Annotated in this window: 28 protein-coding genes; 21 read left to right on the plus strand and 7 right to left on the minus strand. The window is 63.4% G+C overall.

Going from position 1 to position 24,787, the window contains the following annotated elements:
* Window positions 1–25 precede the first annotated feature (25 nt).
* From flaF to AC0L24_RS06245, 5 genes are all read left to right on the plus strand, one after another.
* On the plus strand, window positions 26–373 hold the full coding sequence (flaF, locus tag AC0L24_RS06225; protein WP_023810018.1) for a flagellar biosynthesis regulator FlaF: 348 nt from the start codon (window positions 26–28) through the stop codon (window positions 371–373).
* A complete protein-coding gene (flbT, locus tag AC0L24_RS06230; protein ID WP_027038236.1) occupies window positions 370–813 on the plus strand; it encodes a flagellar biosynthesis repressor FlbT in 444 nt (147 codons plus the stop codon). The genes flaF and flbT overlap by 4 nt, the downstream gene beginning before the upstream one ends.
* On the plus strand, window positions 813–1,220 hold the full coding sequence (gene flgD, locus AC0L24_RS06235) for a flagellar hook assembly protein FlgD (protein WP_013529774.1): 408 nt from the start codon (window positions 813–815) through the stop codon (window positions 1,218–1,220). Before flbT ends, flgD begins: the two co-directional genes overlap by 1 nt.
* A 24-nt stretch (window positions 1,221–1,244) precedes the next feature.
* Window positions 1,245–1,511: a flagellar biosynthesis protein FliQ gene (fliQ, locus tag AC0L24_RS06240; protein WP_023810020.1), complete on the plus strand. Its 267-nt coding sequence runs from the start codon at window positions 1,245–1,247 to the stop codon at window positions 1,509–1,511.
* 230 nt (window positions 1,512–1,741) lie between these two features.
* Window positions 1,742–3,385, plus strand: a complete 1,644-nt coding sequence (locus AC0L24_RS06245) for an MFS transporter (protein WP_127809414.1) — start codon at window positions 1,742–1,744, stop codon at window positions 3,383–3,385.
* A 49-nt stretch (window positions 3,386–3,434) separates the two neighbouring features.
* Here AC0L24_RS06245 and AC0L24_RS06250 read toward each other — a convergent pair whose 3' ends face one another.
* Together AC0L24_RS06250 and AC0L24_RS06255 are read right to left on the minus strand one after the other, a co-directional pair.
* Window positions 3,435–5,216 carry a chloride channel protein gene (locus AC0L24_RS06250; RefSeq protein ID WP_127809413.1) on the minus strand — a complete coding sequence of 594 codons (1,782 nt, stop codon included), beginning with the start codon at window positions 5,214–5,216 and terminating at the stop codon, window positions 3,435–3,437.
* A 129-nt stretch (window positions 5,217–5,345) separates the two neighbouring features.
* Complete coding sequence (locus AC0L24_RS06255; RefSeq protein ID WP_127809412.1) at window positions 5,346–5,645, minus strand: putative quinol monooxygenase; 300 nt, start codon at window positions 5,643–5,645, stop codon at window positions 5,346–5,348.
* A 147-nt stretch (window positions 5,646–5,792) separates the two neighbouring features.
* Between AC0L24_RS06255 and flhA the strand changes: the two genes are divergently transcribed.
* From flhA to AC0L24_RS06315, 12 genes are all read left to right on the plus strand, one after another.
* The gene (flhA, locus tag AC0L24_RS06260) at window positions 5,793–7,880 is read left to right on the plus strand and encodes a flagellar biosynthesis protein FlhA (RefSeq protein ID WP_127809411.1); all 2,088 of its coding nucleotides are present in this window, start codon (window positions 5,793–5,795) and stop codon (window positions 7,878–7,880) included.
* Entirely contained in the window at window positions 7,877–8,629 is a 753-nt protein-coding gene (fliR, locus tag AC0L24_RS06265; protein WP_023810025.1) for a flagellar biosynthetic protein FliR, read from the plus strand. The genes flhA and fliR overlap by 4 nt, the downstream gene beginning before the upstream one ends.
* A 2-nt stretch (window positions 8,630–8,631) precedes the next feature.
* Window positions 8,632–9,015 (plus strand): hypothetical protein, encoded by a 384-nt coding sequence (locus tag AC0L24_RS06270; RefSeq protein ID WP_127396337.1) that lies wholly within the window; start codon window positions 8,632–8,634, stop codon window positions 9,013–9,015.
* A gap of 180 nt (window positions 9,016–9,195) precedes the next feature.
* Window positions 9,196–10,281 (plus strand): ABC transporter ATP-binding protein, encoded by a 1,086-nt coding sequence (locus AC0L24_RS06275; RefSeq protein ID WP_127271287.1) that lies wholly within the window; start codon window positions 9,196–9,198, stop codon window positions 10,279–10,281.
* A gap of 36 nt (window positions 10,282–10,317) precedes the next feature.
* Window positions 10,318–11,643: an ABC transporter substrate-binding protein gene (locus tag AC0L24_RS06280; RefSeq protein WP_027038230.1), complete on the plus strand. Its 1,326-nt coding sequence runs from the start codon at window positions 10,318–10,320 to the stop codon at window positions 11,641–11,643.
* A gap of 193 nt (window positions 11,644–11,836) precedes the next feature.
* A complete protein-coding gene (locus AC0L24_RS06285) occupies window positions 11,837–12,688 on the plus strand; it encodes a carbohydrate ABC transporter permease (RefSeq protein WP_372958885.1) in 852 nt (283 codons plus the stop codon).
* A 1-nt stretch (window position 12,689) separates the two neighbouring features.
* On the plus strand, window positions 12,690–13,583 hold the full coding sequence (locus tag AC0L24_RS06290; protein ID WP_127271704.1) for a carbohydrate ABC transporter permease: 894 nt from the start codon (window positions 12,690–12,692) through the stop codon (window positions 13,581–13,583).
* 46 nt (window positions 13,584–13,629) lie between these two features.
* Window positions 13,630–13,785 carry a hypothetical protein gene (locus tag AC0L24_RS06295; protein ID WP_473563567.1) on the plus strand — a complete coding sequence of 52 codons (156 nt, stop codon included), beginning with the start codon at window positions 13,630–13,632 and terminating at the stop codon, window positions 13,783–13,785.
* A complete protein-coding gene (locus AC0L24_RS06300) occupies window positions 13,773–14,384 on the plus strand; it encodes a rod-binding protein (RefSeq protein ID WP_164748967.1) in 612 nt (203 codons plus the stop codon). Before AC0L24_RS06295 ends, AC0L24_RS06300 begins: the two co-directional genes overlap by 13 nt.
* 13 nt (window positions 14,385–14,397) lie before the next feature.
* The gene (locus tag AC0L24_RS06305) at window positions 14,398–14,823 is read left to right on the plus strand and encodes a hypothetical protein (RefSeq protein WP_127809410.1); all 426 of its coding nucleotides are present in this window, start codon (window positions 14,398–14,400) and stop codon (window positions 14,821–14,823) included.
* Window positions 14,824–14,920: 97 nt separating this feature from the next.
* Window positions 14,921–15,436: a hypothetical protein gene (locus tag AC0L24_RS06310; RefSeq protein ID WP_127270032.1), complete on the plus strand. Its 516-nt coding sequence runs from the start codon at window positions 14,921–14,923 to the stop codon at window positions 15,434–15,436.
* A gap of 198 nt (window positions 15,437–15,634) precedes the next feature.
* Entirely contained in the window at window positions 15,635–15,919 is a 285-nt protein-coding gene (locus tag AC0L24_RS06315; RefSeq protein ID WP_127809409.1) for an SCP2 sterol-binding domain-containing protein, read from the plus strand.
* Between the two features lie 92 nt (window positions 15,920–16,011).
* On the opposite strand, the gene AC0L24_RS06320 is transcribed toward AC0L24_RS06315, so the two are convergent.
* A complete protein-coding gene (locus AC0L24_RS06320; protein ID WP_127809408.1) occupies window positions 16,012–16,581 on the minus strand; it encodes a GNAT family N-acetyltransferase in 570 nt (189 codons plus the stop codon).
* A gap of 171 nt (window positions 16,582–16,752) precedes the next feature.
* A complete protein-coding gene (gene odc2 / locus AC0L24_RS06325) occupies window positions 16,753–17,886 on the minus strand; it encodes an ornithine/lysine decarboxylase (protein ID WP_027038225.1) in 1,134 nt (377 codons plus the stop codon).
* Between the two features lie 540 nt (window positions 17,887–18,426).
* On the opposite strand from odc2, the gene AC0L24_RS06330 reads away from it, so the two are divergent.
* The 4 genes from AC0L24_RS06330 (at window position 18,427) to AC0L24_RS06345 (ending at window position 22,481) form a co-directional block, all read left to right on the plus strand.
* Complete coding sequence (locus tag AC0L24_RS06330; protein ID WP_127809407.1) at window positions 18,427–19,623, plus strand: amidase; 1,197 nt, start codon at window positions 18,427–18,429, stop codon at window positions 19,621–19,623.
* Window positions 19,624–19,625: 2 nt separating this feature from the next.
* Window positions 19,626–20,525, plus strand: coding sequence for a LysR family transcriptional regulator (locus AC0L24_RS06335; protein WP_127272432.1), 900 nt, complete (start codon window positions 19,626–19,628; stop codon window positions 20,523–20,525).
* Between the two features lie 82 nt (window positions 20,526–20,607).
* Window positions 20,608–21,276 (plus strand): DUF1007 family protein, encoded by a 669-nt coding sequence (locus tag AC0L24_RS06340; protein WP_127809406.1) that lies wholly within the window; start codon window positions 20,608–20,610, stop codon window positions 21,274–21,276.
* Window positions 21,273–22,481 (plus strand): nickel/cobalt transporter, encoded by a 1,209-nt coding sequence (locus AC0L24_RS06345; protein ID WP_127809405.1) that lies wholly within the window; start codon window positions 21,273–21,275, stop codon window positions 22,479–22,481. The genes AC0L24_RS06340 and AC0L24_RS06345 overlap by 4 nt, the downstream gene beginning before the upstream one ends.
* A 23-nt stretch (window positions 22,482–22,504) precedes the next feature.
* Here the strand turns inward: AC0L24_RS06345 and denD are convergent, their stop codons facing one another.
* The 3 genes from denD to AC0L24_RS06360 form a co-directional block, all read right to left on the minus strand.
* Window positions 22,505–23,482, minus strand: coding sequence for a D-erythronate dehydrogenase (gene denD / locus AC0L24_RS06350; protein WP_127809404.1), 978 nt, complete (start codon window positions 23,480–23,482; stop codon window positions 22,505–22,507).
* Between the two features lie 16 nt (window positions 23,483–23,498).
* Window positions 23,499–23,711, minus strand: a complete 213-nt coding sequence (locus AC0L24_RS06355) for a hypothetical protein (protein WP_127811341.1) — start codon at window positions 23,709–23,711, stop codon at window positions 23,499–23,501.
* 89 nt (window positions 23,712–23,800) lie between these two features.
* Window positions 23,801–24,784 carry a cation diffusion facilitator family transporter gene (locus AC0L24_RS06360; RefSeq protein WP_127809403.1) on the minus strand — a complete coding sequence of 328 codons (984 nt, stop codon included), beginning with the start codon at window positions 24,782–24,784 and terminating at the stop codon, window positions 23,801–23,803.
* Window positions 24,785–24,787: the final 3 nt, after the last annotated feature.

Consider the following 24,787-nt stretch of genomic DNA (forward strand, 5'->3'; position numbering starts at 1 on the left):
TTAACGGAACGGTAGAGCCCCAACGATGTACCAATTCTCCTACGCCGACATCCAGAGCAACTCCGTTGCCGACGCGAAGGACCGCGAGCGGGAGCTTCTGACCCGCTCGATCGACATGCTGGCGGCGGCAGCAGCGGCCGGCCACGATTCGATGGAGGCGATCGAGGCGCTTCACTTCACCAACCGCGTCTGGACCGCCTTCGTCGAGGATCTTGGCTCCAGCGACAACGCCCTGCCCAAGGAACTGCGCGCCAATCTCATTTCCATCGGCCTGTGGCTGCTGCGCGAGGCGGAGGACATCCGTCAGGGCCGCACCAACAATTTCGAAGGGTTGATCGAGGTGTCCCAGATCATCAGGGACGGCATTCAATGACCAACACGCTGAAGATATCGCTGAAGCCGAACGAAAAGATCTACATCAACGGCGCCGTCATCCGGGTCGACCGCAAGGTCACCGTCGAATTGATGAACGACGTCCAGTTCCTGCTCGAAAGCCACGTGATCCAGGCCGACGATGCCTCGACGCCGCTCAAGCAGCTTTATTTCATCCTGCAGGTCATGCTGATGAACCCGGCCGGCGCCGCCGCCGCGCGCGACATGTTCCGCCGTTCGCTGCCGCTGCTTCTGGCAAGCTTCGAGGACACCCAGATCTGCAGCGCGCTGAAACAGATCGACCGCATGGTCGGCGAGGATCATATCTACGAGGCGCTGAAGGCGATCCGCGCGCTTTATCCGCTCGAACGCCGCGCGCTGGGTGGTAATGACGATGTTTTGGGTGCCGAGCGCCCGCTGGCCGTGGGAGCACGATACTGATGAACGTGGACATGACGACGACGATTCCGACAGGCGCCAATCAGGCCACGGCGTCGACCTCGAAGACAGCGGTCGACTACCAGTCCTTCCTGAAGCTTCTGATCGCCGAGATGAAGAACCAGGATCCGACCAAGCCGATGGATTCGACGCAATATGTCGCCCAGCTCGCCACCTTCTCTCAGGTCGAGCAGTCTGTGCAGACCAACACCAAGCTCAATCAGATCATGCAGTCCTCGGCGCTGTCGCAGGCCGACGCACTGATCGGGCGCTCGATCACCTCCGCCGACGGCCTGACCACGGGCACCGTGGCTTCGGTGCGCCTCGCCAGCAACGGTCTCATCGCCGTGCTGCAGAACGGCACCGAAGTCGCGGTCGGTCCGGGAGTCTCGGTCAAGGCAGCAAGCTGACGCTTTCGGCAGAGAGCCAGTCCCATGAATGAGGCCGACGCTCTCGACATCGTCCAGTACGCGGTGTGGACGGTGCTCGTCGCGTCCGCTCCGGTGGTGCTGGTCGCCATGGCGGTCGGCATCGGCATCGCCCTCATCCAGGCGCTGACGCAGGTACAGGAGATCACCTTGACCTTCGTGCCGAAGATCGTCGCGATCATGCTGGTGGTGGCGTTGACCGGCCCCTTCATCGGCAGCCAGATATCGGCCTTCACCAACGTCATCTTCGAGCGCATCCAGAACGGCTTCTGAGCCTGTTCCAGGATGGTGTGCCGCGGCATGCCGTTCGCAATTGTCTGAGGACAGACGCCGCCGATCCCCGCGGCACCTCCGGACCCACGGCGGACAAGGCCTGGACCGCCTCTATCCCATTGTTGGACCATGCGCTTTTTTGCCCTTTGCGGCGCCATGCCCTACTTTCGGCAAACGGTCTGCGCAAACCGATTGTCTGACGAGCAGGCACGACATGGCAGGAACCCCAAATGATTGACGAAAAGCCGGACAGCGAGAGCGTCTCGGCGCTGGCGCCCTTCCGGCACGGCATTTTCCGCGCCGTGTGGGGCGCAAGCCTTGTCTCGAATTTCGGTGGCTTGATCCAGGGTGTCGGCGCCGCCTGGATGATGACCACGATCGCCACCTCGCCCTATCAGGTGGCCCTGGTCCAGGCTTCGACCACCTTGCCGATCATGCTGTTTGCACTCGTAGCCGGCGCCATCGCCGACAGTTTCGACCGGCGCAAGGTGATGCTTGTCGCCCAGACCTTCATGCTGGTGGTGTCGGTGCTTCTGACCCTGTTCACCTATTCAGGCCTGATCACGCCATGGACGCTGCTTGCCTTCACCTTCCTGATTGACAGCGGCACCGCGCTCAACAGCCCGTCATGGCAAGCCTCCGTCGGCGATATCGTTCCCCGCAACAAGGTGCCGGCGGCCGTCGCCCTCAATTCGATGGGCTTTAACCTGACGCGCAGCGTCGGTCCGGCGATCGGCGGCATCATCGTCGCCGCGGCCGGTGCGGCGGCCGCCTTCGCGGCGAACGCGGTGAGCTATATCGGCCTGATCGTCGTGCTGGCGCGCTGGAAGCCGGACGTGCCGGTATCGACCTTGCCGCGCGAATCGCTGGGGGCCGCCATGGGCGCCGGCCTGCGCTATGTCGCCATGTCGCCCAACATCGGCAAGGTGCTGGTCAGGGGCGCTGCGTTCGGCTTCAGTGCAGGCGCTGTGCTTGCGTTGCTGCCTCTGGTGGCGCGTGATGTCGTCAAGGGCGATGCGCTGACCTATGGCATCATGCTCGGCGCCTTTGGTATCGGCGCGGTCGGCGGCGCCTTGATCAGCGTCAGGCTGCGGCAGTTGCTCTCCAGCGAGACGATGGTGCGCTGTGCTTTCGCCGGCTTCGCTGTCTGCGCCTTCAATGCCGCCGTCAGCCAGCATGCCTGGCAGACGTCGCTCGGCCTGCTTGTCGGCGGCGCCTGCTGGGTGATCGCGCTTTCGCATTTCAACGTCACGGTGCAGATGGCGACGCCGCGCTGGGTGGTCGGCCGGGTGCTGTCGGTCTACCAGACCGCGACCTTCGGCGGCATCGCGCTCGGCAGCTGGATCTGGGGTGTCGTCGCCGATGCGCACGGCGCCGAAGCCGCGCTGATCGCAGCCAGCGTCGCCATGCTGGCCGGCGGCGCCATCGGTCTTTTGCTCCCGCTACCGCAACAGCAGGTGCTCAACCTCGATCCGCTCAATCGCTTCAAGGAACCGCATTTGGCGCTTGACCTGAAGCCGCGCAGCGGTCCCATCGCCATCATGATCGAGTATGTGATCCGGCACGAGGATGAACCGGAGTTCCTCGCCATCATGGCCGAACGCGGCCGCATCCGCCGTCGTGACGGCGCCCGCAACTGGACGCTGGCGCGCGATCTCGAGAATCCCACCGTATGGATCGAGCATTATCACACGCCGACCTGGATCGAATATATCAGGCACAATGGACGCATAACCCATGCCGACGCCGTCATCGGCGAACGCGTGCGGGCCCTGCACAGCGGCGACGAACCGCCCCGCGTGCGGCGCATGATCGAACGCCCGACCACCGCCGGCACGGCTCTCGTGATGGCCAAGGGGCCGATCGAGCATTAGGGCTCCGCAATCGCGCCCCCTGCCGCAGGCACCCCGCTTGGCCTTCCCGTCACCCCTCGCCCGACAGGTCGCGGCGCGCCTTGTCGAGTTCCTCGGCATAGCGCCGCATCAGATGGCCTTCGGTCAAAAGCCCCAAGACGATGAGGTCGGTGAAATCCTCGACGACAGCGAGTTCTTCGGCGCCCGCCCGCTGGAATGTTTCCGCGGCGGCCTGCACGTTCATGCTCGGCACCAGCACCGCGTCCTTGTATTTGGCAAGATCGCGCACCGGCACCTCGCCATCGGAAGGATCGCTGTGCAGTTCGGCCACGATCAGCACGCCGACATAGTGGTCGCCCGCGTCGACGGCGATGACCCGCTGGGCAGAGCCGAGCGGCACTTGCTTGCGGAAGGCTGCCAGCGTCGTCGAGGCATAGATGGTCTTGATGTCCTTGCGCATCATCGAGCCGACTGTGAGGCTGCGCATCCAGCCAACATCGTGGGCGCTGCGGATGGTCTCGCCGCGCAGATGGAAGCGCCATGTCGAGAACGAGTAGCCGAAGGTTTCGCGCACCAGGATCGCCGACATGATCGAGGCGGCCAGCACAACGCCGGTCAGCGTCAGGTCGCGGGTCGATTCCAGCGCCAGGAAGGTCATCGTCAGCGGACCGCCGACGACACCGACGGCGAGCGACGTCATGCCGACGACGGCGGCGACGGCAGGGTCGATGCCGGTTGCCGGAGAAATAACAAGCATCACATCCGCGAACGCCTTGCCGAGCAGCGCGCCGAGGAACAGCGAGGCAAAGAACAATCCGCCGCGAAAACCCGACCCCAGCGAGACCGCCGACGCCGCCAGCTTGAGCACGAAGACGCTGGCCACCACGGCCAGCCCGTAATTCATCGAGAATTCGCGATGCAGCGCGCCATGGCCGCTGGACAGGACCTGCGGCGTGATCAGCCCCAACAAGCCAACGATGACGCCGCCGATGACCGGGCGCAGCGCCGCATCGATCGACAGCCTGGCAAAACCGCGCTCGATCAGTGTCACCAGATGCATGATGGCGATCGAGGCGGCACCGCCGAGCAGGCCGAGCAGCAGGAACGGCACATACTGGCTGGCGGTGAGCGCCGGCAGGCCCGAAAGCTCGAGCGGAAACGGCACGCCGCCGAACATTTCGGCGGTCAGCGAGGCGCAGATCGCCGCTGTCAAGACTGGCGCGACATTGGCGACCGAGTAGATGCCGATGACCAGTTCGAAGCCGTAGAAGGCGCCGGTCAGCGGTGCATCGAAGGCGGCGGCAATGGCGCCGGCAGCACCACAGCCGACCAGGATGCGGACATCGTTGCGGCGCAGCCTGAAGATGCCCGCCAGCCGCGATGCCAGCCCGGAGCCAACCTGCGTATAGCCGGCTTCCAGCCCGACCGAGGCGCCAAAACCGCTGGAGATCATCGTCTGGCCGGCGATGATGAAGGTGTCGGTCAGCGACATGCGCCCGCCATAGAGCGCATTGGCTTCGATCGGGTCGATCGGCGTGCGGAATTTCCGTATCCTGAGCCAGACCACCGTCAGCCCCAGCAGCATGCCGCCGATCGCCGGTACCAGCGCCTGCATCGGATTGGCGAGCGAGAACATGCCGGAAAGCCGGCCGCCTGGCTGAACGCCGAACAGCAGCCCGTGCAGGTCCTGCACGATCTGGCTCATCGCCGTGACCAATATGCCAGCCATTACGCCTACGACACCGGCGAGGATGACCACCACGATGCCGCGTGCCTCGAGCAGGGGCAACGACCTGATCAGCACCGCGCGCAGCCGGCGGGCATAGACTTCGCTGTGGTTTCTGGAAAGCACCGGGGCGGCTCGCCGATATCGAAAGGCAGTGGAAAGCCAGCCTGATACGCCCGGCGGCACGGCATGGCAACCACAATGCCGACAGACACCCTGTTGGCGACAGCGCGATATCGATCGCCGATGGACAGTTCAGGTCGGCATGGGCTCGCCGGCTTCATAGAGCACGAGGTTGCGCTCACCTATGCCAAGCGCCGCCCAGCTCGCACGCCAGTCCGCAATGTGCGGCGAGGCGAAATGCGCGTCGAGCGCCGCCCTGTCGCTCCAGACTTCCGTGACCCGGATGAGCCCGGCATCGAAGACATCCTGCGCATAGGAATATTCGAGACAGCCGGGCTCGGCTCGGCTGCCGGAAACCATGCGTTCCATTGCGGGCTTGGCTTCCTCAAATTTGTTTGGCGGCAAGCGGATGGTGCCGATGATCAGAAGCATGGGGTTTGCCTTCTTCAGGAGGCCGGCCGACACGGCGACCTGCGCATGATCGTTGGAACTAGCCAGTCTCCCACCCTCGCGCAAGCTTGGCGGGCTACCCTCACAGGGCTGTCGCGCGCTCGGCAGTCTATGGGGTTTGAGGACGGTATGGCGATCAGCGAAAGCATTCAGCCCGGCGCGGTGGCCAAGAACGGCCGCGACGTCTTTTTCGCCATCGGCATCGTCATCATCCTGGCCGTGCTGTTCCTGCCGATTCCGGCCTTTCTCATCGACATCGGCCTCGCCTTCTCGATCGCGCTTTCGGTGCTGATCCTGATGGTGGCGCTGTGGATCCAGCGGCCGCTCGATTTCTCGTCGTTCCCGACCGTGCTGCTCATCGCCACCATGCTCAGGCTGTCGCTCAACATCGCCACCACGCGCATGATCCTGGCGCATGGCAATGAGGGCACGCACGCGGCCGGCTACGTCATCGCCGGCTTCTCCAAGCTGGTGATGGCCAGCGACTTCGTCATCGGCCTCATCGTTTTCATGATCCTCATCGTGGTGAACTTCATCGTCATCACCAAGGGCGCCACGCGTATCGCCGAAGTCGGCGCGCGCTTCACCCTCGACGCCATCCCCGGCAAGCAGATGTCGATCGACGCCGACCTGTCCGCCGGCATGATCGACGACAAGACCGCGCAGCTGCGCCGCCGCGAACTGGAAGAAGAGAGCTCCTTCTTCGGCTCGATGGACGGCGCCTCGAAGTTCGTGCGCGGCGACGCCATCGCCGGCCTCATCATCACCGCCATCAACATCGTCGGCGGCATCGCCATCGGCTACATCAGGCACGGCATGGGCATGGGCGAAGCCGCCGACGTGTTCATCAAGCTGTCGGTCGGCGACGGCCTCGTCACCCAGATCCCGGCACTGATCGTGTCGCTCGCCGCCGGCCTGCTCGTCTCCAAGGGCGGCACCCGCGGCTCGACCAACCAGGCGGTGTTCGGCCAGCTCGGTGCCCACCCGCGCGCCCTCTATGTCGCGGCATCGCTGCTGGTCCTGCTCGGCCTGATGCCCGGCCTGCCGCTGTTCCCGTTCTTTGCGCTCGCCGCCGGCATGGCCGGTCTCGGCTACGTCATCCCGATGCGCGCCAACCGCGCCGTCGCCGAAGCCGAGGCGATCAAGGATCAGGAAAAGGCGACCAAGGTCGAAGAGGAGAAGAACTCGGTCAAGGCTTCGCTCGCCACCGCCGAGATCGAGCTTTTGATCGGCAAGCAGCTGTCGACAAGGCTGCTGACGTCGCATCAGGAACTGGTTTTCCGCATGGGCAAGATGCGCAAGAAATTCGCCACCCAGTACGGCTTCGTCGTGCCGGAAGTGCGCGTCGCCGACGATTTCGCCATCCCGCCGAAGAGCTACCAGATCAAGGTGCACGGCACCGTGGTGGCCGAGTACCAGATGCGCGTCGGCGAGATCATGGTGCTGCTCGGCAACCGCGACATACCCGAGATACCGGGCGAGGAAATCCGCGAGCCGGCCTTCGGCATGCGCGCCTATTCCGTGGTCGAAGCCTTCGCCGAGGATCTGAAGCGCGAGAACTACACCTTCGCCGACAACATGTCGGTGCTGCTCACCCATCTCTCCGAGGTCATCCGCAACAACCTGCCGCAGCTTCTGTCCTACAAGGACATGAAGGCGCTGCTCGAACGCCAGGACCAGGAATACCGCAAGCTCGCCGACGAGATCTGCACCACGCACATCTCCTATCCCGGCCTGCAGGCGGTGTTGAAGCTGCTGCTGGCCGAGCGCGTCTCGATCCGCAATCTGCACCTGATCATCGAGGCGATCGCCGAGATCGCGCCGCATGTGCGCCGCACCGAGCAGATTGTCGAGCATGTCCGCATCCGCATGGCCCAGCAGATATGCGGCGACCTGTCCGAGGGCGGCGTGCTGAAGGTGCTGCGCCTCGGCAATCGCTGGGACCTCGCCTTCCACCAGAGCCTCAAGCGCGACGCCAAGGGCGAGGTGCGCGAATTCGACATCGACCCGCGCCAGCTCGAGGAGTTCGGCCAGGACGCCACCAAGGCGATCAAGAAATATCTGGAAGCCGGCGAGCGTTTCGTCCTCGTCACCGCGCCCGACGCCCGCCCCTATGTGCGCATGATTATCGAGCGCCTGTTCACCACACTGCCGGTGCTCAGCCATGTCGAAATCGCCAAGGGCGTCGAGATCAAGGTGCTCGGAACCATATCGTGAGCGTGCTGTCGCAAGGCGTCGTCATCGCGGCGTTCCTCGCCTTCTGCCGCATCGGCGCCTGTTTCATGCTGATGCCGGGCCTCTCCAGCGCCCGCGTCCCGGTCCAGGTCAGGTTGTTCGTGGCGGTCGCCGCCACCGGCGGCCTGCTCGCCTTCCTGTGGGACAAGATCTTTCCTTTCGTCGACCCGCGCCCGCAAATCCTGGTGCCGATGATCATCTCGGAACTTCTGGTCGGCGGCCTGATCGGCGCCATGACCAGGCTCTACATGGAAGCCCTGCGCTTCATGGGCTCGGCCATCGCCATGCTGGTCGGCTATGGCGGCACCGGCGGACCGGCGATCGAGGAACCCGAACCCCAGGCAGCCCTTGCCGCAATCATCTCGTTCTCGGCGCTGTTGATGCTGTTTGTCTTCGATTTCGACCACGAGATAATACGCGCGCTGGTTTCCTCCTACACGGTCGCGCCGGTCAACGTCTTCTTCAACCCGCAGGCCGCCCTCGTCGATGTCACCGACACGGTGTCGGACACCTTCTTCCTGGTCATCCGCCTCGGCAGCCCGTTCGTCGCCTATGCTATTCTCGTCAATCTGACGATCGGCTTCGTCAACAAGCTGACGCCGCAGATCCCGATCTATTTCATCTCCCAGCCCTTCATCATCGCCGGCGGCATGATCATCTTCTATTTCGCCGTCGGCACCATGCTGTCGCTGTTCGTCGACGGCTTCGTCGATCTGACATTGGCGAGATAGAAATGAGCACGCGCAAGGACCGCCTCAAGAAGCTGGTCAAGGTTCAGGAACAGCTGAAGGCGCTGCACGAAACCCGCCACGCCACCTTCCTTGCGGCGGCCAGTGCCGCCGAGGCCGAAGCCAGGGAACTGGTCGGCCATTTCGACCAGGACGATTCGCTCTCCGCCCTGTTTCCCGATCTCTACCATCGCCGCATTGCCCAGGCGGTCGTGCGCCAGGAAGCGAACCTGGCGAGCGCCAGGCAGGAAGCCAGCCTCATCGCCGCGGCGACCGCCCGCACCAATATGGTCGAGCGCGCCTACAAGGACGTACGCAACCGCGACGAACGCGAACGCTCCGACCGCGAGCGGCTGGACCTGATCACGCAGAAGCGGACGCAGGAGTAGCTGGGAGGATTGCGTGGCGCGAAGCGGACCCTCCAAGGTTCGGCTTTCCCGTAAACGCTTTACAGCCCGGTTTGGTAGCGCTACCGTTTCGGCCTAGCGTGAGCCTGGGAGGAGCCAGGGCTGTCGCTAGCGGAAGCGTTGTTCCTTCGACGACGTCGCGGGAATTTGTTGGGAGGATCGATGGCGTCTGTCGCAATTGGCGAAGTTTATAAATCATTCGGCGCTGTCGAGATCCTGCACGGGGTCAGCGTGAACATCGAGGACGGCGAGTTCGTCACTCTGGTCGGACCGTCGGGCTGCGGAAAATCAACCCTCCTCAGAATGATCGCCGGCCTGGAAAAGATTTCACGCGGCCAGATCGCGATTGGCGAACGTGTCGTCAACAACGTTGCGCCCAAGGAGCGCGACGTCGCCATGGTCTTCCAGAACTATGCGCTCTACCCACACATGACCGTTGCCGAGAACATGGCGTTCTCGCTGATGCTCAAAGGAGTTTCCAAGCCGGAGAGCGATGCCGGCGTGCGCCGCGCGGCCGAAATCCTTGGGCTGGTGCCGTTGCTGGCTCGCTATCCTCGGCAGCTTTCCGGCGGCCAACGCCAGCGCGTCGCAATGGGCCGCGCGATCGTTCGTGATCCGGCGGTCTTTCTCTTCGACGAACCGCTGTCCAATCTCGACGCCAAACTCAGGGTGCAGATGCGCGCCGAGATCAAGGAACTGCACCAGCGCCTCAAGACCACGACAGTCTACGTCACTCACGATCAGATCGAAGCCATGACCATGGCTGACAAGATCGTGGTCATGCATGACGGCATCGTCGAGCAGATAGGGCCGCCGCTGGAACTCTATGACCGGCCGAACAATCTTTTTGTCGCCAGCTTTATCGGCTCGCCGGCCATGAATTTGCTGAGGGGCGAGATCGCTACCGACGGCTCACCCTCGTTCCGCGGCGCCGGGGGGATTTCGGTCCCGTTGGCCTCGGCACTTTCCATCCGCAATGGCGAGCCTGTGGTGCTGGGAATAAGGCCCGAGCATTTGCGGCTGTCCGACGACCAGGGCATTCCGGTCACCGTCGCGGTGGTTGAACCAACCGGGTCCGAAGTGCAGCTCATCGGCCGGACAGCCGGCGGCGAAGAGATCGTCGCGAATTTCCGGGAACGACATTCCTTTACGCCGGGCGAAACCATCCGGCTTACGGCCGAGCCCAGCCTTATCCATCTCTTTCACGCAGAAACCGGACAGAGATTCCAGACACGTATCGATCAGTAGGACCACAGGCAAGGACAACAACAGGAGGAAACGAGCATGAAGTTCACCAGACGCGACGTGATCCGCACCACCGCCGGCGCGGCGGCGGGTGCCTTGGGAAGTCGGTTCATCAGCTCTCCGGCCCTTGCCCAGGACGGACTGAAATACAAACCCGAGGATGGCGCCAAGCTTAGACTGCTGCGCTGGTCGCCCTTCGTCCAGGGCGATGAGGACCAATGGCTGGCCAACACCAAACGCTTCACCGAGGCGACAGGTGTCGAGGTTCGCGTCGACAAGGAAAGCTGGGAGGACATTCGTCCCAAGGCGGCGGTCGCAGCGAATGTCGGGTCCGGCCCCGACCTGATGTTCGTCTGGTTCGATGACCCGCACCAATATCCCGACAAGCTGCACGACGTGAGCGAACTGGGCGAGTATCTCGGCTCGAAATATGGCGGCTGGCACGAGGGACCTAAGCAATATGCGACACGCGACGGGAAGTTCGTCGGCCTGCCCCTGGCCACGATCGGCAATGCCATCGTCTATCGGGAAAGCTGGGTGAAAGAGGCCGGCTTTTCGGAGTTTCCCAAGGACACGAAAGGCTTCCTGGAACTTTGCAAGGCCTTGCAAGCGAAGGGACATCCTGCCGGCTTCACGCATGGCCATGGCGTCGGCGACGGCAACAACTATGCTCATTGGCTGCTGTGGAGCCATGGCGGCCAGATGGTCGACGAGAGTGGCAAGGTAACGATCAACAGCCCCGAGACCCTCAAGGCGATCGAATACGCGCAGGAACTCTACAAGACCTTCATTCCAGGCACCGAAAGCTGGCTCGACGTCAACAACAACCGCGCCTTCCTGGCCGGCGAACTGGGGGTGATCGCCAATGGAATTTCTGCCTACAACACGGCCAAGATCAACAAGGACAAAGATCCAAAGCTGGCTGAAATCGCCAAGGACATACGCACGACCAACCTGCCCATCGGTCCTGTCGGCAAATCCGTCGAATTGTTCCAGGTGACCACGGCTGTCATCTTCAATTACACGCCCTACCCTAACGCGGCTAAGGCGTATTTGCAGTTCATGTTCGAGGAACCGCAAATGAAGGACTGGATCACCTCCTCGGCCGGATATTGCTGCCAGACACTGAAGGCATTCGACAACAACCCCGTGTGGACTGCCGATCCCAACAACGCCGCTTACGCCAAGGCTTCGGCTACTCTGCGGCCTAACGGCTATGCCGGGCCGCTCGGCTATGCCTCGGCGGCAACCATGGCCGACTACGTGCTGGTCGACATGTTCGCCAAAGCGGTGACCGGCCAGGCCACGCCGCAAGAGGCAATGGAAGAGGCCGAGAAGCGGGCAAATCGCTATTATCGCGTTTGAGCCGGCTCAGCCGGGCAGCGCGGCTGCCCGGCTGGCTTCGGATTGCGTCGCGGCCGATCCGGCCTATCAATGAGACCTCAGCAGGAGCCAACCCATGGCCGTGCCGTCAGCTGCTATCCAGCCGCGACCTTCGATCTTCTCACGGATTCTGTCGCGCTGGAGCGAAAGCCGGAACGCACTTGGCTTCGGCTTCATGCTTCCGGCGGCTGCACTGCTGCTTGTCTTCCTGACCTATCCGCTGGGGCTCGGCGTCTGGCTCGGCTTCACCGATGCCCGCATCGGCCGCCCCGGCATCTTCATCGGCGTCGAAAACTATGAATATCTGTGGAGCGACGCCGTCTTCTGGCTCTCCGTCTTCAACACCTTGCTCTACACGATCAGCGCCTCGATCCTGAAATTCGCGCTCGGCCTCTGGCTGGCGCTCATCCTCAACCAGAACCTTCCCTTCAAATCGTTCTTCCGCGCGATTGTCCTGCTGCCGTGGGTGGTGCCGACGGTGCTCTCGGCCATCGCCTTCTGGTGGATCTACGATTCGCAGTTCTCCATCCTGTCGTGGGCTCTCATGGAAATGGGACTGATCGATCACCGCATCAATTTCCTTGGCGATCCGGAGAACGCGCGCGCCTCGGTGATCGCTGCCAATGTCTGGCGCGGCATTCCTTTCGTGGCCATCACGCTGCTGGCCGGCCTGCAGACGATTCCCCAATCGCTTTACGAGGCCGCGACGCTCGACGGCGCCAGCCGTTGGCAGTTGTTCCGTTATGTGACGCTGCCGCTGCTGACGCCGATCATCGCCATCACCATGACCTTTTCGGTCCTGTTCACCTTCACCGATTTCCAGCTGATCTATGTGCTGACCCGCGGCGGGCCGGTGAATGCCACCCATCTGATGGCGACGCTCTCGTTCCAGCGCGGCATTTCCGGCGGCCAGCTTGGCGAAGGAGCCGCGATCGCGGTGGCGATGATCCCGTTCCTGCTAGCGGCGATCCTTTTCAGCTATTTCGGGCTGCAACGTCGTAAATGGCAGCAGGGCGGTGGAGACTGACATGGCCGCGATCGAAACGAACAATCGTCCGAACACGGATGAAGGCGGCATGGGCTATCTCCAGAGCCTGCCCCGGCGCGTGGTCACCGTTTATCTGCCGCTCCTGATCTTCGTCATCGTGCTGCTGTTCCCGTTCTACTGGATGACGATCACGGCGGTGAAACCCAATCTCGAGATGACGGATTATGCCAATTTCAATCCGTTCTGGGTCGTCAATCCGACACTCGAGCATATTCGGTATCTGCTCTTCGACACATCCTATCCGGGCTGGCTTCTCAACACGATCATCATCTCGACCGCCTCAACTTTCCTGTCGCTGCTGGCGGCGGTGTTCGCTGCCTATGCGATCGAGCGCTTGAGGTTTTCCGGGGCGCGGCAGGTCGGCTTGGCGATCTTCCTGGCCTATCTCGTGCCGCCCTCGATACTGTTCATTCCCTTGTCGGTAATGGTGTTCAACCTCGGGCTTTACGATACGCCGTTCGCGCTGATCCTCACCTATCCGACCTTCCTCATTCCATTCTGCACGTGGCTCTTGATGGGCTACTTCCGCTCGATACCCTTCGAACTGGAAGAATGCGCGCTGATCGACGGCGCGAGCCGCTGGCAAATCCTGACCAAGATAGTTCTGCCGCTGTCGGTGCCTGGCCTGATTTCCGCCGGCATCTTCGCTTTCACCTTGTCATGGAACGAATTCATCTACGCTTTGACTTTTATCCAGTCGTCCGAAAACAAGACCGTGCCGGTCGGCGTGCTTACCGAACTCGTGCGTTCGGACGTCTATGAATGGGGAGCCCTGATGGCAGGCGCGCTGATCGGCTCCCTGCCGGTGGTGGTGCTCTATTCCTTCTTTGTCGAGCACTACGTCTCCTCGATGACGGGGGCGGTCAAGGAGTGAAGCTGAGGCGAAAATCCCACCCTCGGCGGACCATCGAAGCAAGCTCGTGGGTGCCAAGCTGATCGTCAGCTTCCGGCCAAAGGCGACGATGGAAAAATCTGCCCGATGGCGCGAAGCCGGCAGCTTCGATCCGATCCGCGCACTCCGCTCCCTCGACTTCCCGCAAGCCTGCCACAAGCTTGTTGAGGCATGGTCTGGCTAAGGAAAACCGGTAAAAGGCGGACTTTCTTGGCGATTTCTCCACCCAGCGACATCGTTATGGATGTGGCCCGAGCCGCCGACCCGGCGGATATCGAGACCGCCCGCGCCGCGCTGGCAAAGCGGGCCGGCGGCGCTGCGGGCACGTTTTCACTCGACACCGCCGCTTCGGTCGATGCCGGCTCGATCCTGTCGCGCGCCACCGCCGACAAGGCCGCCGCTGCAACCGACCCGGCCAACAAATTCAAGAAGTTCGAGGCGATGGTGCTGCAGACCTTCATCCAGAACATGCTGCCAAAGGATACCGAGGGCGTCTACGGCAAGGGCCTGGCTGGCGACATGTGGAAATCGCAGCTTGCCGAGCGGGTGGCCGACGTGATGGCCGAACGCGGCGGCATCGGCATCGCCAAGTCGATGCTTGCCGACCACTATCTCGAAGGCAAGCGCGTGGTTCCGGTCGGTCCGGTCTCGGGCGGGTTGGAAAAGACCGAGATCGACCAGCAAAACAGCCTGTCGACCTCGCTGGTTCACCAATTGCAGCGCAAGGCTGCGGGGTCGATGACCGGTGACGAGACGACCATAAAAACAAACATCAAGATCTAGACTGGGAAACGCCATGGCCGACTTTTCAGAATCCACCCCCAATCTGCCAGCACGCACGACCGCGTCGGAATCGCCGATCCCGTTCGCGCGGCCCGGCAACCTCGCCGCCATCATCGGTCGCATCGAGGAAGTGGTCGAGGAAGAGACCGCCGGCATCCGCAACGCGACCAACTATGATCTCAAGGCATCGAACGCCCGCAAGAGCCGCTACCTCTACGAGTTGACGCGCGCCATGAAGGGCGGCAGCGAAGCCGAATTCCTCGAACAGCACCGCGAGGGCCTGACCCGGCTGCGCCAGAAGCTGGCGAAGAACGAAGCGGCGATCCTGGCGCATCTCAGCGCGGTCAACGAAGTCGCCAGCCTGCTGCGGCACGCCATCCAGCGCGCCGAGACCGACGGCACCTACTCCGCCGGCGAGTTCGGCTGGATGAAGGCATGATGCCGAACACGAGCGACACTTGGGAGATACTGCCGAAGCAACGGCGCAGTGCCGCGTCGCCTTCACAAGGGACTGATCAAGGGACTGACAAGAGCCGATGATCAAGGTCATCGCCATCGCCGTCTGGATCTGCGCAGCAACTCTCGGCGCAGTATTCTATTCGTTTCAGGCGGCCGGCGAGCGCGGTGTCGGCGAAACGCCGAAGCCGATGCTGGGCGGTCTCGACTACGTCAAGACCGACATTATTTCGGTGCCGCTGATCCGCGATTCTGAGATCGGCGGCTATTTCCTGACCAAGCTCGTCTACACCGTCGAACCCGAGCAGATAAAGAAGCTGTCCATTCCGGCCGAAGCGCTGATCACCGACCAGGTCTATTCCTACCTCTATTCCAATCCGCAGATCGACTTCACCAACAAGGCGACCATCGATCTCGATGCCTTCCGCGCCGCAATCCGCGATACCGTCAACGCGCGTGTCGGCGCGCCCTTGGTGCATGAGGTTCTGATCGACCAGGTCAATTTCCTGTCGAAGGACGAAATCCGCGACAACTGGCTGCGCCGCAAGAAAAGCGAGACGGCGAGCGAAATGACCAAGGCGTTCAAGGAACACTGAGTTGCCCCGGCTCGGAGTCCCGGCCTCATCGGGGCTCACCTGCCGCGACGGCAGGAACCAACCGCCCGAATTCGCGTTGACGTAAACGTCAACCCAAAGCTATATGCGGCAGCGACCGTGATCGCGAAACCGCGGCATGGGCTTCGGCTGGATCGAAGCGCCGTTGCGAGACAGATGCAACCAGACAAGGAGAACAGCGTGAGCGTTCAGGAGATTGCCGAGAAGATCAAGTCGCGCGTGGCCAGCAGCGGGTTCGATCGTTCCGTGAAATTCGACACCGGCAGCGACGGCGTCATCGTCATCGACGGCGCAACCGTCTCGAACACCGATGCACCCACCGACTGCACCATCAAGCTCTCGCTCGACGATCTGGATTCGCTGATCGCTGGCGACCTGAACCCGACAATGGCGTTCATGACCGGCAAGATAAAGGTCGAAGGCGACATGAACGTCGCCATGGCGCTCAGCCAGCTGATCGGCTGAAGGCATCCAGCCGCCCAAGCGGCACCCACCAAGCGCAAAAACGCCGCCTTTTCGGGCGGCGTTTTTTTTTATGAAATGCTGCCGGCTTCGTGTCAGGCCGCCGATATCAGTTCCAGCGCCTTCAGCTTGCGGCCGGCCGCCTTCAGCGTGCCGTGCACGCCGTCAAGCGCGCCTTCCACCAGTTCCAGCGCCAGCAGGCGATGCCGCTCATAGGGTCCTGGCATGGCAAGTGAACCGGTCTTCTCGGCCGAGAAGCCGAAGCGCGCGTAATAGGGCGCATCGCCGACCAAAAGGATAGCGGCATGGCCGAGACGCGCCGCTTCGGCGATGGCATGGCGCATCAGCGCCGAGCCGATGCCAGCATTCTTGAGCGACGGGTCGACGGCAAGCGGGCCAAGCAGCAGCACGGCCGCACCGCCCTCGCCCAGCCTGACATCCCACAGCCGCACGGTGCCGGCCACGCCGCCCGAAGCATCGCGGGCGACGAAGGCCAGGCCTTCCGAGGGCCGCCGGCCACGCCGCAGCTTCTCCGACGACTTTTTCCTGCGCTTCGGCCCCATGGCCCGATCGAGCAACGCCTCGCGCGCCGCAACATCGGCGGCGGTTTCGGCGACCATCACAGAGGCCGGTGCGTGGCCCCCAATTTCAACTGGCATTTCCATTTCAACTGACATTTCCATTTCCGCAATCCCTGGCGAGCGGAGATCTGTTCCACAGGCGAGCCCGGGTGGACAACACGCGCCCACCGGGGATGATCTGATCGGCTCTCTCAGCGCATTTTCAGGCGAAGTTGTGTCCGGTTCGCCGTCCGAAAATGCGCTGAGGAAGCGCCGTCAGATCACGTAGGATCGGAGAGGCTCGAAGCCGTTGAAGGCGACCGCCGAGTAGGTGGTCGTGTAGGCGCCGGTGCCTTCGATCAGCACCTCGTCGCCGATGGTCAGCGACAAAGGCAGCGGATAGGGCGTCTTCTCGTACATCACGTCGGCCGAATCGCAGGTCGGGCCGGCGAGCACGCAAGGTGCGGTCTCCGTGCCGTCATGCGCGGTGACGATCGGGTAGCGGATCGCCTCGTCCATCGTCTCGGCAAGACCGCCGAACTTGCCGATGTCGAGGAACACCCAGCGCACATTGTCATTGGCCGCTTTCTTCGAGATCAGCACGACTTCCGACTTGATGACGCCGGCATTGCCGACCATGCCACGGCCCGGCTCGATGATGGTCTCGGGAAGCGCATTGCCGAAATGCTTGCGTAGCGCCGAGAAGATCGCCTGGCCATAGGCCTGGGCGGCTGGCACGTCACGCAGATAGCGCGTCGGGAAACCACCGCCCATATTGACCATCTTCAAGACGATGCCTTCCTCGGCGAGCGTCGCGAACACCACCTTGGCGTCGGCCAGCGCACGGTCCCAGGCGGTCAGGTCGGTCTGCTGCGAGCCGACATGGAACGACACGCCATAAGCGTCGAGGCCGAGCCCCTTGGCATGGCGCAGCACGTCGACGGCCATCGCCGGCACGCAGCCGAACTTGCGCGACAGCGGCCATTCGGCGCCCTCGCCATCGGTCAGCACGCGGCAGAACACGCGCGCGCCTGGAGCGACGCGGGCGATCTTCTCGACCTCTTCGACGCAATCGACGGCGAACAGGCGGATGCCGAGCTGGTAGGCGCGTGCGATGTCACGCTCCTTCTTGATGGTGTTGCCGAAGGAGATGCGGTCCGCCGGCGCGCCGGCGTCCATCGCCATCTCGACTTCGGCAACGGAAGCGGTGTCGAAGGACGAGCCCATCGCAGCAAGCAGGCGCAGGATTTCCGGTGCCGGGTTTGCTTTCACCGCATAGTAGATCTTGGAATCGGGCAGCGCCTTCTCGAAGGCGCGGAAATTGTCGCGCACGACATCGAGGTCGACGACGAGGCAGGGGCCGGACGGACGTCGGGTGGCGAGGAAGTCAAGGATGCGCTGGGTGGCCATCGGGGTCTCTCCATCAGCGCCTTTCGGCGCGCAATAAGGCTGCGGGACGCGGGCTGTCAGCCTCGCGAACACGCGGTGGACAAAGGCGGGACGGATATCCATGGAACCAGCCGGTGGAGACCCCGGAACCATGAAGCGCCGTCTCGCGGCGGTGAACCTTGGCCTTGCCCGGCCTCGGTTCGCTTTGTCTGCCTTGGCTTGGATGGGAGACCCGTCCGCACTGCCGGCAATGAAGGTGTGCCTCTTCAGTAACCCCGGTTTTTGGACAACCGGCAGAACACCAGAAAGGCCCGCACCGTCGTTGCTTCAAGGTGTCCTCGGGCTGGCGGTTGGCCGCTAGACCGACTGGAGGGGTTGGCTCCAGTTACCTTACCGATTTCCCTCACCATTCGAGGATCGGCGGACACCCACAGGCACGTGCGACTTTGGGCAAGCGCGATATAAGGGCGAAGACTTTCACAATCAATAAAAATCGTATCGCAGGTTGTAAAATTTCTGGCGCCGAACAATGTTGCGGCAACCGTATCCGGATATCGAACGATGACAGGCACGCACGGCCCTCTCAACGCCTTTCTCGATCTTCGCCGGATGCCGGTGGCACATGCCCAGCTAGGCCCGCTGGCCGGCCTGCGGCTGGCCGTCAAGGACATCTACGACGTCGCCGGCTACCGCACCGGTTGCGGCAATTTGCAAAAATTCGCCGAAAGCCACGCGGCCTCGCGCACCGCACCCGCCGTGCAGATGATCCTCGATGCCGGCGCACGCTTCGTCGGCAAGACGCAGACCGACGAGCTTGCCTTCGCGCTGTTCGGCCAGAATGCGCATTTCTCGTTTCCGGTGAACCCGGCGGCACCCGACCGCGTCACCGGCGGCTCCTCATCGGGGTCGGCGGCGGCGGTGGCGGGCAGGCTGGCCGATATCGCCACCGGCTCAGACACCGGCGGCTCGATCCGCGCCCCGGCGAGCTTTTGCGGACTGATCGGGCTGCGCACCACGCATGGCCGCATTCCGCTCGACGGCACGATGAAGCTGGCGCCGAGCCTCGACACGTTCGGCTGGTTCGCCGACGACATCGAGACCTACGAGACCGTCGGCAAGCTGCTGCTCGGCCGCGATCCGCACCAGCACGTGTTGGACCGGCCGCTGGCGCTGGATTGGCTGGATGGATTGGTCGCCCGCCCGGCGCTGGCCGAATATGGTGAAATGAAGGGGCTGGCGGGCGCGGTCTTCGGCGTGCCGGCGACGCCGGCAATCCGCTTCTCCTCATCTCCCGATGAACTCTATTGGTGCTTTCGCCGGCTGCAGGCCAGGGAGGCCTGGGCGGTGCATGGCGAATGGATCACCAGCGGCGAGCGCGGCCTCGGCCCCGGTGTCGAGGAGCGTTTCGGCTTTGGCCGTGCCGTCGATGACAGGACAGCCCAGGCCGAGAAGGTGCGACGTCTGACCTTTCGCGGCGAACTGAACGCCCTGCTCGGCAGGAACGGCTTCCTTGTCCTGCCGACCGTGCCTGGTCCGGCGCCTTACGTGGACAGCACGCCGGAGCAGTTCCAGGCCTATCGCGAACGGGCGCTCCAACTTCTGTGCCTGGCCGGCCTGTCTGGTTTTCCACAGATCACGCTGCCCGTCGGCTCGGTCGCCGGCGCCCCGTTCGGCCTGTCGCTGCTTGGCCCTTCCGGCAGCGACATTGCCCTGATACGGCTCGGTCGGAAACTTCTCGACGCGGCACGAAAGGCCTGACCATGGACACACTGACGCGCATGCGTGCCTTCATCGACGTGGTCGAGGCCGAGGGCTTTTCGGCGGCGGCGCGCAAGATCGGCCGTTCCAAGGCCTTGCTGTCGAAATATGTGCGCGAGCTGGAGGACGAACTCGGCGCTTTGCTGCTCAACCGCACCACGCGCCAGTTCTCGATGACCGAGGCCGGCCATACCTATTACCGGCGCGCCTCGGAGATCGTGCGCGAGGTCGACAGCCTGGCCGACGCGGTGCGTGAATCCTCCGGCGACGTGCGCGGCCGGATCAAGCTGTCGGCGCCGCGCACCTTCGCCGACGCGCCGATCGGCCAGTCGCTGATCGACTTCGCCAAGCAGCATCCCGACATCGTGCTCGACATCCAGCTCGACGACCGCTTCGTCGATCTGGTCGAGGAGGGCTTCGATCTTGCGGTGCGCATCTCGCGGCTGGAGAACTCGTCGCTGATCGCCAGGCGGCTGGCGCCGTTTTCGATAAAGCTCTGCGCCTCCCCCGAACTGATCGCCAGGCATGGCATGCCGACAAGGCCGCAGGATCTCAGCCGCATGCCTTGCATCGTCGACACCAATGGCCGCGGACTGAACAACTGGCCGTTCAAGGGCGACAATGGCGATCCGGTGAGCGTTTCGGTGTCCGGTCCGGTCGAGGTCAACAGCCCGATGACGGCGAGAGCCGCGGCCGTGGCGGGCCTCGGATTTACCGTCCTGCCGGATTTCATCGCCGCGCCCGACCTCGCGAGCGGCCGGCTGGTGGCGGTGATGGATGACCGTATCCTGTCGGGCGGCGGCATCTTCGCCGTCTACCCGCACCGCCGCTATCTGCCGGCGAAAGTCCGCGTCTTCGTCGACTTTTTGGTGCAGTGGTTCAGGACGCGCGAGGCTGGCTGACCGGCGTCGATAGTCTCATGGTCCCAATTTCGCCCCCTTTCTGGTAACTCTCGGCAACTCTTCCGAGGCCTATGGACCGAGAATGCACCTGAAACGGCACGCAATCATGCTGGCTTCGGCCTTGGCGGCTACTTTTGCCGCCACTGGACCGGCTTACGTGCATCCGCATGTCTTCGCCGAGGCCCGCCTCGATGTGATTCTCTCCCCGGATCACCAAAGCGTGAAGGCTCTGCGTCATCTCTGGCGCTTCGACGATCTGTTTTCCTCGACCGTGATGATGGAGTTCGACAAGAACTCCGACCTGAAGCTCGACGACAAGGAGCTGAAGGAGGTCGCCGACACCGTTCATGCCTCGCTGGCCGAGTTCAATTACTTCCAGCTCGTCACCGTTGACGGCAAGGACGTGGCGATGACGCCGCCGCCGCATCTGATGGCCAATTTCGACAACGATCAGCTGATCATCCTTTTCGAGTCCGAACCGAAGGTGCCGATCAAGCTCCACGGCAAGATCGATATCGGCGTCTACGATCCGACATTCTACACGGCGATCGACTTCACCGAGGACTCCAACATCACGGTTGAAGGCCTGCCCTCGAACTGCACCAGCAAGGTGGTCCGTCCGGATCCGGACGAGGCTATCAAGGAAAACCAGAAGACCCTCACCGATGCCTTTTTCAACGATCCGACCGGCACCGATATGAGCAAGATCTTCGCCACCAAGCTCGAACTGACCTGTCAGCCAGAAGGATGAAGCCGGTGACGAAACCGTCCCTGCGTTTGGCATTCGGCCTGTTGGCCCTCACTGTCGCCATGATGCATTTCGCCGACGCCGCTCATGCCCAGAGTTCGCTCGGCATCGGCGTCAATGACGGCATGGCGCCCACCACCGGCCCGTTCGCCCATATCCTGATGTGGATCAATCTCAGGCAGCAGGAATTCTACCGCGCGCTGGCAACGGCGATGAAGGCGATGCGCCAGGACGGCAGCAAGATCTGGATACTCGTCGGCCTGTCCTTCGCCTACGGTATTTTCCATGCCGCCGGCCCCGGCCACGGCAAGGCGGTGATCTCGTCCTACATGGTGGCCAATGAGGTGGCGTTGCGGCGCGGCATCCTCTTGTCCTTCGTCTCGGCGCTGCTGCAGGGCCTGACCGCGATCGCGGTGATGGGGGTCGCCTATTTCGTCCTGCGCGGCACCTCCGTCTCGATGACGGACGCGGCCTGGTTCATGGAGATCATGAGCTTTGTCTTCGTCACCCTGTTCGGCGCCTGGCTGCTGTGGCGCAAACTCGGCCCCGCCGTCCTGCGTCTGTTCGGCAAGGGCCCGGCCTACAGCCTGTCGGCGGCTCATGCCGGCCATTCTCACGCCGGTCATTCTCATGGGGGTCATTCTCATGGGGGCCATTCGCACGGCGCGCATTCGCATGCCGGTCACTCCCATGCAGCTCACAGCCATTCGGCGCATGCTCATTCGCACGCGCTACACGCGCATGACCATGTGCACGGCCCTTCGCACGATCATCACGATCATGCCAAACACGATCACGCTCATCACGATCACGCGGCCGGCGAAGTCTGCGATACCTGCGGCCATTCGCACGCACCCGATCCGGCGCTGCTGTCGGGCGACCGCTTCGACTGGCGCACGGCGTGGACGGCGGTGGCGGCGGTCGGCATCCGCCCCTGCTCCGGCGCCCTGATCGTGCTGAGCTTCGCCCTGCTCAACGGGCTCTGGCTCGGCGGCCTGCTGTCGGTGCTGGCGATGTCGCTTGGCACGGCCATCACCGTTTCGGCACTGGCGACACTGGCGGTGACCGCCAAGAACTGGGCGGTGTATTTCGCCGGCGACGGCCGCATGGGCAACCGCATCCACTCGATCGTCGAGATCGGCGGCGCGGCGTTTGTGTTCCTGTTCGGACTGCTGCTGCTGTCGGCGAGTTTGGCGAGCGGCGGATAGGCCGGCGCCACGAGGTTCGGAGTTTAACCCGCGATCTTGCCGCCGAGCTCATCCTCGATGTGAGCGCGGATGATCTCGTCAAAACTCTTTTCGGCGCTGAAGCCGAGCTCCCGTGACCGCTTTGCCTCGAAGCGCGTCGGCCAGCCCTTGACGATCGCCCAGATCGTGTCATCCGGAACCTCGCGGATCAGGCTTACCGCCTTCGGCCCGGCGATGCGTTCCAGCGCCTCGATCTGCTCGCCGACGGTGACGGCGACGCCAGGCATCGTCAGGTTGCGGCGCGACCCGACTGCGCTGCCGTCGATCCCTGCCGCATGGATCAGGAAATTGACCGCCGAGCGCGGGCTGGCATGCGTGTGCACGACCGAGCGCGGCACCGGCAGGATCGCCTCGTGGCCGCTCAAGGGCTCGCGGATGATGCCGGAGAAGAAGCCGGACGCCGCCTTGTTCGGCTTGCCCGGCCGCACGCAGATCGTCGGCAGCCGGATGCCGATGCCGTCGAAGAACCCGCGCCTGGAATAGTCGGCCAGCAGCGCTTCGCTCATCTGCTTCTGGGTGCCGTAGGAGGTCAGCGGCGTCGGATGGAAGTCATCGGGAATGATATCCGGAAACGGCGCGCCGAACACCGCGATCGACGAGGTGAAGACGACGCGCGGCGCAAAGCCCGCCAGCCGGATGGCATCGAACAAGGCCCGCGTGCCATCGAGATTGACGCGGTAGCCGAGATCGAAATTCGCTTCCGCCTCGCCCGACACGATGCCGGCAAGATGGAACACGACGTCGGGGCGCGATGCGACCAGGCGCTCAGCGGCCCCTGCTTCGGCGAGATCGCCAGTGTGCAGCGTGACGCTGACGCCATCCAGGCTCGGGGCCTGTGGCGGCACGATATCGTGTAAATCAAGCGCCGTGATCTTGCGGCCGCGCAGCGTGCCGTCCTTGGCCAGCCGGGCGATGAGCTTGCGGCCGACCATACCCGCGGCGCCAGTGATCAGAATGCGCATATCGAAAATCCCTTGCCTATTTACCCTGATTTTTACGCTGGTTGCGGGCCCGCAACCAGAACACCGAGAAGAACGCCAGCACGAAGACGATGCCAAAGGCGCCGGCCAGCACGGTCGAAAAGCTGCCTAGTGCCAGCATCACGGTCGGCAGGAAGTAGGCGCCGATACCGAACAGCAGCATGATCCACACGGCAGCGACAAGAGCATTCCTGGTGTCACGATCCATCACGCCGCACCAAGGCAGCGGGTGTTCATCAAGCTGGTTTTCAAGGTTTTGCAACTCCCGAGGCAGAACCAATCGACATCGATCGATCGGTCCTAGTGATGATGGTCGTGATATGCAGCCGCTTCATGCCCGTGCCCGTGGTCGTGCTCGTCGCCATCGTCGGCGCACTGGCCGAATTCCGGTTCCACGGTGGCATGGCTGATGCCGTGCTCGCTGGCAAGCCGCTTCTTGACGGCACTCACCGCCTGATGCGCATCGACGCCCTCGTCGAGACAGGCATGCAGCGTCGCCATGTTGCTGGTCCCATCAAGCGACCAGACATGCATATGGTGCACTTCGCGCACCCCCTGGACGGTCGCCTCGAGATCCCTGGCGATCAGATCGCGGTCGAGGCTTGGCGGCACGCCCTCGAGCAGCACATGGGCGGCTTCGCGCATCAGCGACCACGCCGTGTAGAGGATCAGCAGCGAAACCAAGACCGACAGGATCGGGTCGATCGGCGTCCAGCCGGTCGCCAGGATGACCAGCGCCGCCGCGATGGCCGCCGCCGAGCCGAGCAGGTCGCCAAGCACATGCAGGATGGCGCCGCGCATGTTCAGGCTTTCGCGGTCGCCGCCATGCAGCACGAAGAACGCGCCGATGTTCACCAACAGGCCGAGGATCGCCACCACCAGCATCGGCCCGCCAAGCACGGGTGCCGGCGCCTGCAGGCGCCCCCAGGCCTCGTAGACGATCCACAGCGCGATGACGAAGATGGCGATGCCGTTGGTATAGGCCACCAGCGTCTTGACCCGGCCGAAGCCATAGGTGAGGCGAACGGTCGCCGGACGGCCGCCAAGATGAAACGCATACCAGGCAAGGCCGAGCGCGATCGAGTCAGCGAGCATGTGGCCGGCATCGGCCAGCAGCGCCAGCGAGCCGGTGAGGATGCCGCCAAGCGCTTCGGCGACCATGAAGCCGCCGGTCAGGCAGGCTGCGATCAGAACGCGTTTCTTGTCGGTCGAGCCATGGACATGGCCGGGCCCATGATCGTGCCCAATGTGATCGTGCCCGCTGTGATCGTGGGTATGTGCCAATGG

This window comes from Mesorhizobium sp. WSM4809 (assembly GCF_055811655.1).